This window comes from Olsenella sp. oral taxon 807 (genome assembly GCF_001189515.2).
Classification (GTDB): Bacteria; Actinomycetota; Coriobacteriia; order Coriobacteriales; family Atopobiaceae; genus Olsenella_F.
The window spans coordinates 2,948,990-2,962,835 of sequence record NZ_CP012069.2 but is presented as its reverse complement, the minus strand read 5'-3'; the positions used below and the strand labels follow the sequence as shown (position 1 = coordinate 2,962,835).

The following is a 13,846-nucleotide window of genomic DNA, read 5'->3' as shown; positions in this document are numbered from 1 at the left end:
CGCAATCATTTAGGTCTGCTCCGCTTGTAAGTGTGGTCGTACCTGTCTATAACGCGAAGCAATATTTGGAGGCATGCATTCAGTCACTCGAGGGTCAGTCACTTAAGTCCTTTGAGCTTATCTGCGTGAATGATGGCTCTACGGATGGCTCTGCTGAGCTTCTGGGCACATTAGCTAAGCAGTATGAGAATCTTCGTGTCCTATCACAGAAGCATGCAGGAGTTAGTGCGGCTCGCAATGCTGGGATAGAGGATGCCGTAGGTACATACCTCCTCTTTGTGGATGCGGATGATACCGTTGATCGCCAGCTTTTGGAGCTTGCGGTCCAGAAGGCAGACGCGTGCTCTGCGGACATGACGATATTTGGTTTTGACGAGTTCTATGGAAAGAGTGATACCTACGTTCCTCGTGAGATTTGCGGAAAGCATGAGTTCTTTGAACGCTCGTTTAACCTTAGTGAGATGTCCTGCCTTACGACTGAACTGACGACGCCTAACGTCTGGCGCATACTTTATAGGCGCTCTCTTCTTACTAAGAGTGGAATACGCTTTCATGAGGATCTCAAGGCCGCTGAGGACCTCGCGTTTATCTATGAGACGCTGTTTGTGGCACAGCGTATCACTCTTATGGAGCAGCGGCTCTATCACTACAGGCGTGACGGTGGAGGGTCGATCACCCACGGAGAGAGGGGAGACACATGTCTTCGCTCACTTGCCTACGTGAGGGCGTTTGGGGATTCGCATGGACTGTTTGATGATGTACGTATCAAACGACAGCTCGTGAACCTTGTCCTCGACACGATCTGGTATTCCTTGGACACAGCTCACTCGAGGCAGGAGTTCGATCGTATCTACAGTGGCTACCAACGCGAATGGCAAGACTACATCTGTAGTTCAAAGGATCTGATCGATGGTGACTATCTTGGGGGACGCTACCGTCGCTTCTTTGATGCAACGCAAGGCGCTGATGCCGAGGACTACCTGTTTTACCTGCTTACCGACAAACGTGATGAGATAGAGCGGCTGCGTATGGAGAGTTCTTCGCTGGCCACAGCGAAAGAGGAACTTGCACGTACCAACGACGAGCTACGACGTGCATCCAATACGACGCAGGAAGTGCGACCATCGGCAATCCGTAGGTTTGTGACTGCCCTCAGGCGCTTCCTGAGGGGCAAGAAGTAGGACGCAAGAGGATACGGGATGGAAACGAACGGGCGTTATGCACGGGTCCTCTACCTTTGTTCTGTTGTGGGGGATGAGGCGAGCCCCATGGGTCGCCTCCCTGCGCTTCTGCGCTCAAGGGGGCATGTGGTACAGCTATTTTGCTCTGTTGATGATTCAGATGCCTCCTTTCAAGTACAGCGTATGGCTGAGGTCTTTGGTCCAAACCTCGTACTGTGGGACGTATCAAGCGTGGACAGAGATATCCTCCCGCAGGTGGGCTGTCCAGTCATTGGCGTTGCGCTTGGCGATACAGACAAAGCGTGGACTTTGGGGGCATTTTTTGACGAAGACTATCGTGCCATGCGTATTGCTGACCCAGCCGCTGCACAAAATTGCGTCTGTGTCATGCAGCCCCAGAGCGCAAGAAGGGCCAGTCAGGTGGATGGCCTGCTACAGGAGATAAGGCTTGGCGGACTTGTAGCCTTGGATAAGGGTTGGCAGGATGATCTGGGCTGCGACCGTACTGGTTCGTCTCTCTCGTATTGGTGTCGCAGGGCAAAGTACAGTGTCGTCTTTCGTCCTGAGGTAGGTGAGGCCTTGCCTGCGGCTGCGAATATGGCACTGCGCATGCAGGAGGGGAGCCTGCTTCTTGTCGAGGAGGACGTAAGGCTGCCGCAGTGGTTGGAAGCTGTGGCTATCCCCTTTGCTTCGGGAGAGCTCATCGACGTCGTTCGATCGCTTGAGCAGGACCCTTTGCGCTATACGGCCGCCCATGAGGCCCAGCAGGGTGCGCTCGATGACCTTCCACGTGCCGACCAGATGTTGGAGTCCCTCTTCTCGTATGCGGACTCCATAGCTGGGGGTCCTGTGAGGCCACTTGGAAGGTCTGCCGTTAAGGTGGTGCTATACGGGTGGTTTGGTGCGCAGAACTTTGGCGATGACCTGCTGCTTGAGCTTGTTCATGCCCGCGTGAGGGAGCACTACCCCTCTGCGGAGGTACTGGTCATAGGGGCCGATCCACACCAGATCCGCGTGCAGCATGGCCTTGAGGCAACAGAGCCCCACCAAAAACATCGTATCTGTGAGTGGCTGGACGGTGCCGCTGCCCTCATTTACTGCGGTGGGCTCATGTTTGATGATCCCCTTGGACAGACAGCCGGTGAGGCGGAGCTGGCCTTTGACCCTTGGATCGATCCGGCGGGACAGGCAGCTATCTGCTCTCTTGCACGTATGTACGACGTCCCAACGTACTTTCTTGGCATTGGGGGAGGGCCCATGGACACTCCCGCCATGCAGCGCTACGCCAAGCTCATGAGTGCCGTGGGTGCGCATTTTCTTACGAGGGACCAAAACACGAGTGACCTGCTCCTGGCAGCTGGAGCTGACCCTGGTCAAGTTGGTAGCTATGCAGATCTCTCCTTTGGTGCCAAACGCTATGTTGATAGGCATGTTGCCTTTTTAGATAGTGAGGAGGCCTGGCGTTGGCTTAAGGCGCAGGGTCGCCCGTACCTTGTTGTATCGCTGCGCAGCTGTCATCGCAATCCACCTGACCTTGCCTCTCGCGTTGCCCAAGCACTTGACGGCGTGTGTGAGAGGCGCGATATGAGCGTGCTCTATCTTCCACTTGACGCAGATGACGTGGGCATACAGAGGCAGGCGTTCGACCTGATGGAACACAAGGAGCGTGCCTACCTCATTGGTCAGAGACCCACGGTCGAGACGATACTTGGTTATATCTCTAGCTCTTCTGCTACGCTCTCAATGCGCCTGCACTGTTCGCTCTTGCACATGGTGCTTGGTAGGCCAGCCGTCGGACTCAACTACAATGACAAGATAGAGGCGCAGTTTACGACCATCGGACAAGAGGGTCGCCTGCTCTCTTTGGATGCGTCCGCAAAGGATATGAGCGCTTTGCTGATCGATGCCCTTGACGCGAGCGAGTCCTTTGCAGACGAGGTTGCAGGCGTGATGGCCCAACAGCAGGCGTTAGTCGATGCGGAGTTTTGCGAGCTCTTTGCCGCAATCGATAAGGTTGTGACCAAACGGTCCAATAGCGCGATCACACAATCGAAGACGTACTGTTACCCTCGAAGTGTGTCTTTGACCGAGCAGGAGCTTGGTTGTGCGCGTAGCGAGGTTCAGAGGCTTCAGGCTCAAGTCGCGTCTCTTGAGCGAGAGAGGGATGCCGCCGTTTGTGAGGTTGCTGCCGTGCGAGCCTCCACCAGCTACCGGCTTGGCAATATAATGGTACGGCCCATATCGGCGCTCAAGAGGCGCCTTTTGCGGAAGGGATGATGAGTGTGAAGTTGCGTGCAAAGAGAGTGTTGGCTGTGCTCATGAGCGCAGTGCTACTGTATGGTGGCCTTCCCGTGAGTCCTACCGTGGCTGTCGCCGAGCAAGCCCAGACGTCCGATGTGACCACCCAACAGTCCGATGGTTCAGGGTCAAACGGAGCCGCAGAGACCGATGGGATTATCGTTACGGTTGGGGACTCATCTTCTGATGGCCTCGGTCTTCTCTCCCTTGACGGAGAGCAAGCCAAAGACAGCACCGAGGCCCGCGAGGTCAAAGGTCAGCTTGAGGCTGCCGGCATGAGCGTAACAGCCACGCTCACAGACAGCGAAGGCAGCAGTGTAATGGTGGCACGTCCTGCAGAGGGACAGAGTGTGGAAGATGCGGTCGCGGCTGCCAAGAGTGTGAACGGCGTCACCTCCGCCCAGCCAAACTATGTGTATGAGCTCGTGGATGACAGGGACGAGGAAGATGCGTCTGGCGAGGATCTTGCTTCTCAGATAGGACTTGAGTCTGCCTTTGCCGTGAACGATCCCATTGCCAAGATATCCAGTCCCACCGCGCGACGCAACCAGTACTGGGCTTATAGCACCAATCTGCCAAAGGCATGGTCTAATGCCGGTGACTCGTCTCACAGGTCAACTGTGGCAGTGCTTGACTCAAGCATATACGCTGCTCACGAGGATCTCTCTACCAACGTACTCTCGGGATATGCCTATGATGCCATGAACCGCACGCATATGAGCTTGGGCACGTCGGACCCAACGTCTAATATGGGTCACGGAAGTCACATCGCTGGCATCATTGCTGCGAGGTCCAATAACGGTCGCGGCATCGCCGGAGCGTCATACAACTGCCAAGTGCTTCCCGTGATGGTGATAAATGACGCGGGCAAGGGCAATACAGCAAGCATCATCCTTGGTATTACCTATGCGATGCAGATGGCAAGGCAACATCCCGAGTGGGGGCTTCGTATCATCAATATGAGCCTAAGGGTTGGATCATCTGCCAACGGAGACAAGCTGTTACATCAGACCATCAAAAGCGCTCTTGATGACTATGGCATCGTCTGTGTGTGTGCGGGTGGCAACCGAAAGACCCCCGCAAGTCCAAATACCGTCGATAAACACAGCTATCCATCCGACTTCGATGAATGTATGTCTGTGACGGCGCTGACCACAGACGGGACCGACTGGGAGTATACCGAGCTCAATGGGGCCAAGGATATCAGTACACCTGGTGTGAGCATCACCTCTGTTGGGACCGGGAGCTTTGACTCCTACACTAAGTTTTCTGGTAGCAGCCAGGCAACGGCTGTCGCCTCGGGCACTCTAGGGTTGCTCTTCTCCGCCGTGCCTACCGCAACGGTTGATCAGGTGAAGGAGGCCGTCTATAGCACGGCACGCCCGGTCAAGAGCAGCGGCACGGCGCGTCGACCCTCAAACGGAAGCCATGGCATCCTTGATGCCGACGCTGCCCTTGACCACCTGAGGGTCCATCACTTCACGGACATTGATTACCAAAGAGATTGGGTATACATCGGAGGTTGGTTGGGCTATGTGGCCAAAAATAAGCTTATGGGAGAACATACGGGCAATCTTTTTGGCCCCAATGACTTCCTGACGCGTGGACAACTGGCGACGATTCTCTATCGCCGTGCTAATCCGACCTCTACCGCAACGACGAACAGTGCCAACTACGAAAACAACGAGACGCCGTTTAGGGACAACGACTCGAAGCAATACTACACGGCGGCCATGAACTGGGCCTATAAGCAGGGTATCTTTACCGGGGATGGAGACGGTAGCAGTACCGTGCGTCCCAATGCGGGCCTGACGCGCCAAGAGGCTGCACTCGTGTTTTATCGTTATGCCATCAAGAACGGTGCAAACCCCTCAGGGGCGAGTGCCTCTTCCTATGCCTCTGCGCCTGATGCAAGTAGTGTCGATAGTTGGGCGAGCGCTGGTGTTGGTTGGTGCTTTGCCCACAAGCTCATGACCGGAGACGGTGTGACGCATGCCCTCAACCCCAGGGACATGACGACGCGCGCCCAGATGGCCAAGCTCGTGACTGTACTTGTGCGAGACACTCTGTCCTAGCGTCTTTGCGCCGCCCAGCCGTAAGGGGCTGGGCGGCCTTCTCGCATACGTTTCAAAGCAGGAAAAACAATGGTGATGGCTCCTCGCGCTGCAATGTCCCCTTGGGTGCGAGCAGGTTTCAAGGGAAGTCGAAGGGATCGTGGATGAGTTCGACGACTAAAGAAAGTCTGTTTACGCATGCCCTCTCGATGGGCGAGGGCATGCGTAAGAGGGAGCTCGAGAGGATAGCTCGCAAGGTCGAAGACCTTTCGGACCACTTCGAGTCCATGTCGGACGAGGAGCTGGGTGGCATGACCGAGTACTTTAGGGAGCGGCACGAGCGGGGAGAGGAGCTCGACGAACTGCTCCCGGAGGCCTTCGCCGCCGTGAGGGAGGCCTCCGGGCGCACCCTCGGGATGCGCCACTTCCCCGTGCAGCTCATGGGTGGCGTCGTCCTGCACAGGGGCATGATAGCCGAGATGAGGACCGGCGAGGGGAAGACCCTCGTCGCCCCGCTCGCGGCCTACCTGAACGCCATCGCCGGCAAGGGCGTCCACGTCGTCACCGTGAACGACTACCTCGCCAAGCGCGACAGCGAGTGGATGGGCAGGGTATACGGCTTTCTGGGCATGAGCGTGGGTTGTCTGCAGAACGACATGGATCCCGGCGAGAGGAGGGGGGAGTATCTCCCAGACGTCACCTACGGCACCAACAGCGAGTTCGGCTTCGACTACCTGCGCGACAACATGGTCGGCAGCCCCGACCAGCGCATGCAGCGCGGACACTCCTTCGCCATCGTGGACGAGGCGGACTCCATCCTCATCGACGAGGCGAGGACGCCGCTCATCATCTCGGGCATCGACCCCACCCCAGTCGAGCGCTACCGGCAGTTCGCACGGGCGGTGGAGGGGCTCTCCGAGGACGACGTCTCGGTGGACGAGGCCAAGCACACCGTCTACGCCACCGAGGAGGGTCTCGACAAGATCGAGGACATCCTCGGCCTCGAGGTCTACGCCGACGCGTCGGGGCTCCTGGCCAACCACCTCAGGCAGGCGCTCGTGGCCCGCTTCCTCTTCCACAGGGACGACCAGTACGTGGTCGCGGAGGGGAAGGTCAAGATAGTCGACGAGTTCACGGGTCGCATACTTAAGGGACGTCGGTACTCGGAGGGCCTCCACCAGGCCATCGAGGCCAAGGAGGGTGTGGAGATTCGCTATGAGTCCATGACTATGGCGACGGTCACGCTGCAGAACTATTTCCGCCTCTACGACAAGCTCTCGGGTATGACGGGTACGGCCAAGAGCGCCGACGCCGAGCTCAGGGAGACCTACGACACGCCTGTCGTCACTATCCCCACCAACAGGCCCGTGATCCGGGAGGACCGGGAGGACTACGTCTTCCTCACCAGGCAGGACAAGCTCAGGGCCGTGGCGGACGAGGTCGAACGGCGCCACGAGAAGGGCCAGCCGGTGCTCGTGGGCACCACGTCGGTCGAGGCGAGCGAGGAGCTCGACCGCCTGATGGGGAAGCGGGGGATCCCGCACCAGACCCTCAACGCCAAGGACCCCGGGCGCGAGGCCGTCATCGTCGCGAACGCCGGCAGGGTGGGGGCCGTCACGATAGCGACCAACATGGCCGGGCGCGGCACCGACATCATCCTCGGCGGAAGCTACGAGGGCCACCTCGAAGAGGGGCTCAGGCAGGTCAGGGCACAAAGTTCCGAGGGCGCCCTCCCCTGGCAGGTCGAGCAGGCCGAGGAATACGCCAGAACCCAGATGAGACGCCAGGGCGACCTTGTGCGCAACCTCGGCGGCCTCCTGGTCATCGGCACCGAGCGCCACGACAGCCGCCGCATCGACGACCAGCTGCGCGGGCGCTCCGGCCGCCAGGGGGACCCCGGCGAGAGCCGCTTCTATCTCTCGCTCGAGGACAGGCTGCTTCGCCTCTACGGCAAGGGGCGCCTGGACGCGATGACAAAGGTCATGAAGAAGGTAGGCTGGGGAGAGGGGGAGCCTGCGGAGGACAGGAGGATCTCCGCACAGGTCACCAAGGCACAAGAGAAGGTCGAGAGCATACATCACGGAATGCGCAAGCAGGTGCTCGACTACGACGACGTGATGGACAAGCATCGCCGGGCCGTCTACGACGAGCGCGACGCCATCCTGGACGGCGCGGACATAGAGGGACGCGTCACCGGGCATGGGCTTATTGCCGGGCACGCCGTCGACATCATAGACGCCATCGTCGAGGAGACCTGCGGGGGGGCGCGCCGCAAGGGGGAGCGGGACGTCGATGGCCTCAACGCCTGGGTGAGCGACATGACCGGCGACGAATCCTTTGACGCAGAGAAGCTCGGAGAGGGTGCGGGCGTGGACGAGCTGGCTGACGACATCGAGGATGTCTTCGCCGAGCGCTGGGACGCCCAGAGGGAGGCGATGGGCGAGGAGGCCTTCCGCGAGCTCTGCCGACAGGTGTTGTTGCGCTCCCTCGACCAGCACTGGGTCGACCACCTCGTGGACATGGACCACCTCAAGCAGGGTATGGGCCTTCGCGGCTTGGCTCAGCGCGACCCGCTCGTGGAGTACAAGAGGGAGGCGTTCGACTCCTTCAGGGACCTCGTGAGGGAGATCTACGCCGACTTCCTGCGGATCATGCTGCGGCTCAAGGTCGAGGGGGGCGTCAAGGCGGACGAGGTCGTGCCCGAGGAGGAGAACCCCTTCCGCGAGGAGAACCTCAGCTACTCGAGGAGCGGCGAGTCCACGATACAGGACGACTCCGACCTTTCGGCCATGGCTGACATTGCCGGGAACGTGGACATAGAGGCGGACGATTAGGGGGCGCTCGAGGCGAGCGTGCCGGTCCCGCCGGTTTCCGACCACGATTGGGTCGGGCGAGCTAGCTAGCCGTCACCCATCTGCGGCCGGCCTCACCCTTCTGCCACGAGTGCGCGCCTGATCTCGTCTGCGTCCACCCCCGCCTATGTGGCGGCGTCCTGCACGTTCACGAGGCCGTCGCGCACGAGCCTGCAGAGCGCCTCGAGCGCGCCCTCGGCCTGTCCTGCATCTCCTCCACCACGCCTCCCACGGCTGTCTTGCCCTCCTCGCCTTGGGCCTCCGCTGCCGTCGAGCCATTATGGTTCCTCGGTAGCCCCTCGTCGCGCCGGGTTGCCAGCTGGTACTACTGGGTTGGTACGGGAATTGGTATGCGTTTTCCTGCAGTGTGCCTCACGGAGAGGCGTACTCTGACCACCAGCACGCGTACAAAATGTACTTTCGCATGACGCACAAAGGCTGCCGTCGGAGTCACAATGCGCTTTTCCGTAGAGTGCTCTTTTTCTCACTTGGGCAAACGTGGGGACGCAGGAGTGTACACAAATTGGCAAAAATGACCTCTCGGTGTCGTTTTGGGTCATTTGTGTACACTATTGCGCAGCGAGCGGCTGCAGACTGCACTTTTTCGTGACATGCCGGCTGCAGAATGCGCTTTTCCTCACCTGGGCAAACGTCGACTCACCTCACGAAAAACCGCATTCTGCCCCGACGGCCTCACGCAAAAGCGCATTCTGGACTCGACCCCTCACGCAAAAGCGCATTCTGGCGGTTCTGAAGATCCCAGAGTGCACCTTTCCGTGAAAGCTTCATGCAGAATGTGCTTTTCCGTGACTTGCCGGCTGTAGAATGCACTTTTCCGTGACTTGCCGGCTGTAGAATGCACTTTTCCGTAGAGTGCGCTTTTTCTCACCTGGGCAAATGCGGCGTCGCCTCACGGAAAGGCGCATTCTGTAACCCGCTTCATGGACGAAGCATCCACTTCTCGATCTCAAGCTATCAAAGCTGCGTTTTACGTGACAGGTTCTGGAGACCTGCTCCCCTCGCTCTATCTCTGTCTCTTAAAGAGGACCGTCTCTCTGTCTTGCGCCTCACTCGCGTCCACCTTGTTCGAGTCTTGCCTCCCCCTTGCGGGTACAGTACAATATTATAGAAGTAGGTGACTCACCGCCGTCCGCCGTCATATGGTCCTGTTGCTTACGGCTTGCGAAATGATGCTCGAAAAGACCAGTCCCACATAACAGGTGGGTATACGGGTTCTTTTCTTGCCCACAATATATGATGGTGGCTGCAGGGAAGAGGAAGGCATGTCTAGGCAGCAGAGTCTCGTGAGCATCGTGGTCCCCACGCATGACTCAGCCGAGTATCTCAGGCAGTGCCTTGACAGCATCATCGGCCAAACATATCGCAGCATTCAGATCATCTGTGTCGACGACGGCTCAACGGATGAGACTGTCCAGATTCTTGATGCCTACGCCAAGGCTGATTCCCGCTTCTCGTACGTGACACAGGAAAACCGTGGGGCCGGTGTGGCCCGAAACCGTGGCTTGGACCGAGCAACCGGTGACTACCTGCTTTTTTTTGACTCAGACGACTGGATGGCAGATGATCTTGTGCAATGTGCCGTCTCTCGTGCCGAGGAGTGCGAGGCCGACATCGTCGTGTTCCCCATCGTTGAGGCCTTTGGAACCAGTGCGCTTCTGCGCGCGGCGTCATGGCTCATCCTTGAGGACAAGTTTCCCCAAGACGTGTTCAGCTGGAGGGATAACCCCGACTGGATATTTAGAGCACTTCAGAACTACCCGTGGAACAAGCTTCTCAAAATGAGCCTTGTTCGCGAGAACGACCTTCGCTACCAAGAGATCTTTCTTACCGAGGACCTCATGTTCATGGCACCTGCCCTCGTGTGTGCACAACGCATCTGCTTCTTGCGGCAGCACGTCGTGTATCATCGTGTGGGTATCAGCACGAACGTCATGTCCTTCAAGGATGCCCATCCACTTGACTTCTATACAGCATTTAGAGAGTTGAAGAGTTGGCTTGAGAAGAGCGGATACTTCGACGAGCTTAGGGTCGCATACACTAACTGGGCCATCAATGCGTGCAAGTACAACTTGGACACGCTTAATGGCTTTGAGACCTTCTCGATGGTGTATGAGAAAATCCGAAACGAGATCATCGACGAGCTTGGGCTGGACAGTCTCCAGGCGGATGAGTACCAGAGTCCTGAATGTCTCGAGTTATTGCGGACTATGAGGGACGGGACGTCTCCCGCAGAATATCTGATGGGACTCTTTCGTACGATCGATGTTGACTGCATGCGCCTACAGTTTGTGGACTCCCACATGCACTATCAGGCCGAGAGACTTAGCAGTCGTATTGAGGAGCTCTCTGGTGAGGTTGAACGTCTGTGCGATGAGGCTAAAGTGCGTAAGGAGGATCTTACCAGTGCACGTAGGGAGGCTGAGGAACTGCGCAGGTCAACAAGTTTCAGGCTGGGTAATACCATGTTGAGGCCCCTCACGAGGCTGAGAGGGCTGCAAGGTGCTTGGCGTCGTCACGAGGGGCGTGCCTAGTGACAGTGGCAGCGGCTCGCCCTTGTACGACTCGCCCTTATACACAAGGAATGTGACCCCAGGTGGCTACGTTTACAAGGAGCGAGCGCGTGCTGCGCGAGGTCTTGGGTCTCAACCCTCGCGAACGAGGCTCCGTGAGTATGGCAGAGCTTTTGAGAAGGACTATTCCAGCTCGCGTGCGACAGGGGATGAGTGCCAACCAACGGGCCGCGTCCCTCTGGAGGGCAGCTAACGGTGACGTCGAGCGGGCGCACACCACTGGCGTCTATCTACGCAAACCTCCAAGCGAGAGCCTGCCGCCGGTACTTGGGGTCTATGTTGACTCGCATGCCCGTCTTTCTGACTTCAACGCTAATAAGGAGATCTACCTTACGCGCCTTGCCGGAGTGGGACTTGAGGTATCTGGCATAGAATTTCGGCTTACCCGCTGGCCCGCCCCTCAAGAGGGCGGCATACTGCGCAAGGGCAATGAACTGCGCAGGTACGCATCTGGGACTGGTGCTCCCGAGCTACCACCACTCTCTCCTCAAGAGGAGAGGCGTGTGCGTGACGCATGCGCAGAACTTCCCGATGGCCTCAGACAGCGGGTCGAGAGGGCCATGACCCTCTCGCTTCAACATGAATACAGTCGCGATCTGCATGCATCTAACACCGATGCCAATGGGGGTAGTGCCTGAAGGCGTCCCTAGCCCTAAAAACACCCTTTGATGGCCGCAGAGAGGGTAGTTCTCGTGTCGTATACGCAGTAATTCTATGGTACGGAAGCATACCATTGGAAATGCTGCCAACTTCGTATACAATAGAGCTTCTGAACATTTAACATCACGTCATAGGATGCGAGAGAGGAAGTCCGTGGCCACGAGCAACGAAAGCTACGACGGGAGCGAGATCAAGGTCCTGAAGGGCCTTGAGGCCGTACGCATGAGGCCGGCGATGTACATTGGCACTACGTCGACGACGGGCCTCCATCACCTGGTATGGGAGATAGTAGACAACTCCGTCGACGAGGTGATGGCGGGCTTCTGCACCAAGATCAAGGTTACCGTGCATGCCGACAACTCAATCACCGTCGCCGATAACGGACGCGGGATTCCCACAGACATGCATCCCACCGAGCACAGGCCCACCCTCGAGGTCGTGCTGACCATACTCCATGCGGGGGGTAAGTTCGACAACAGCGCCTACAAGGTCTCGGGCGGGCTCCATGGAGTGGGTTCCTCGGTCGTCAATGCCCTCTCAAAGAGGATGGTGGCCCAGGTCAAGCGCGATGGGCACATCTTTGAGCTGGAGCTCTCGCGTGGTAAGGTCACAAAGGAGATGAGGCAGGTGGGCACGTCCAAGGCGACGGGCACCACCATCACCTTCTGGCCTGATGACGACATCTTCGAGACCACGATCTTTGACTACGACACCCTGCGGGACCGGCTCCAGGAGATCGCATTTCTGAACAAGAACCTCAAGATTATCCTGACGGACGAGCGCGAGCTCACGCCCCGGGTCGAGGAGTTCTGCTCTGCTGGCGGCATCGTTGACTTTGTCAAGTTCCTCAATGAGGGCAAGGAGATACTCCCTGGCTGCTCTAAGCCCATCTACATCGAAGGGGGCTCCGAGCCAGACGCGCCCGTCTCGCTGAAAGGTGAGGTCGAGGTCGCCCTGCAGTGGAACGCCGGCTTCTCTGAGATCATCATGAGCTTTGCAAACGACATCTACACCGAGGAGGGTGGCATGCACTTGGAGGGCTTTCGCACGGCTCTCACCAAGACGGTCAATGACTATGCGCACAACCACCGGCTCCTCAAGGAGAAGGAACCCAACCTCACAGGCGATGACATCCGCGAGGGTATGACCGCCGTGGTCTCGGTCAAGCTTCCCGACCCGCAGTTCGAGAGCCAGACCAAGATCAAGCTCGGCAGCTCCTACATGCGTGCTCTCACGAACAGGGTCGTCTCGACCGGACTTTCTGAGTATCTTGAGGAACACCCCAATCAGGCGAAGGAGATCTTCAGAAAGGCCTCCCAGGCCGCGAAGGGTCGCCTTGCCGCCCAGAAGGCCCGTCAGGCCACACGGCGCAAGGGCCTGCTGGCGAGCGCGTCTCTTCCGGGCAAGCTCGCTGACTGCTCGGTGCGCGATCCCAAGATGACCGAGCTCTTCATCGTCGAGGGTGACTCGGCAGGGGGGTCGGCCAAGGACGGGCGCCGTCGTGACATCCAGGCCATCCTGCCCCTGCGCGGCAAGATACTGAACGTTGAGCGCGTGGGCGATCACCGTGCCTTCTCGTCTGAGACCATCCAGTCACTCATAACGGCCATTGGCACGGGCGTTACCAACAGCAGCGGCGAGGGCGGCGACTTTAGCATCGAGAGGGCCCGCTACCACAAGATCATCATCATGACCGATGCCGACGTCGACGGTGCCCACATCCGCATCTTGCTTATGACCTTCTTCTACAAGTACATGCGGCCTCTCATCGATGCGGGCTACGTGTACAGCGCCTGCCCTCCCATCTTTGGGGTCAAGTTGGGAAAGAAGATCCACTACGTCTATCCCGACAGCAAGACCTCCGAGGAGACCCTGCTCGCGCAGGCGATCGAGCGGCACGTTCCCACGGACGCCGAGGGCAAGCAGCGCAAGTACTCCGTCCAGCGCTACAAGGGTCTCGGCGAGATGGACCCCCAGCAGTTGGCCGACACGACCATGGACCCCAAGAGCCGCATCCTGCAGCGCATCTCGATAGAGGATGGACAGAAGGCCTACCTCGCCGTGTCTCGCCTCATGGGCACGCAGGTCGCCTATCGGCGCGACTACATCGAGCGCCATGCGAAGGACGCCCGCTTCCTTGACATCTAGGCGAAGGGAAACAGCCACGTGGCAGACGATACCTACAGTGAATCCACAGAGCCTGGCGCAGA

At 58.4% G+C, this 13,846-nt stretch carries 7 protein-coding genes; all 7 read left to right on the top strand.

Going from position 1 to position 13,846, the window contains the following annotated elements; translation table 11 throughout:
- Positions 1–65: 65 nt before the first annotated feature.
- The 7 genes from ADJ70_RS12815 (at position 66) to ADJ70_RS12785 (ending at position 13,784) form a co-directional block, all read left to right on the top strand.
- Entirely contained in the window at positions 66–1,181 is a 1,116-nt protein-coding gene (locus ADJ70_RS12815) for a glycosyltransferase (RefSeq protein ID WP_062393157.1), read from the top strand.
- Between the two features lie 420 nt (positions 1,182–1,601).
- Positions 1,602–3,458, top strand: coding sequence for a polysaccharide pyruvyl transferase family protein (locus ADJ70_RS12810; RefSeq protein WP_172674510.1), 1,857 nt, complete (start codon positions 1,602–1,604; stop codon positions 3,456–3,458).
- 41 nt (positions 3,459–3,499) lie between these two features.
- Complete coding sequence (locus ADJ70_RS12805; RefSeq protein ID WP_172674509.1) at positions 3,500–5,554, top strand: S8 family serine peptidase; 2,055 nt, start codon at positions 3,500–3,502, stop codon at positions 5,552–5,554.
- A 143-nt stretch (positions 5,555–5,697) separates the two neighbouring features.
- Positions 5,698–8,367: a preprotein translocase subunit SecA gene (gene secA, locus ADJ70_RS12800; protein WP_050342017.1), complete on the top strand. Its 2,670-nt coding sequence runs from the start codon at positions 5,698–5,700 to the stop codon at positions 8,365–8,367.
- A gap of 1,301 nt (positions 8,368–9,668) precedes the next feature.
- The gene (locus ADJ70_RS12795; protein WP_050342014.1) at positions 9,669–10,937 is read left to right on the top strand and encodes a glycosyltransferase family 2 protein; all 1,269 of its coding nucleotides are present in this window, start codon (positions 9,669–9,671) and stop codon (positions 10,935–10,937) included.
- Positions 10,938–10,999: 62 nt separating this feature from the next.
- Positions 11,000–11,614 carry a hypothetical protein gene (locus ADJ70_RS12790; RefSeq protein WP_157051551.1) on the top strand — a complete coding sequence of 205 codons (615 nt, stop codon included), beginning with the start codon at positions 11,000–11,002 and terminating at the stop codon, positions 11,612–11,614.
- Positions 11,615–11,789: 175 nt separating this feature from the next.
- Positions 11,790–13,784, top strand: coding sequence for a DNA topoisomerase subunit B (locus ADJ70_RS12785; RefSeq protein WP_050342011.1), 1,995 nt, complete (start codon positions 11,790–11,792; stop codon positions 13,782–13,784).
- The last annotated feature ends 62 nt before the right edge of the window (positions 13,785–13,846 follow it).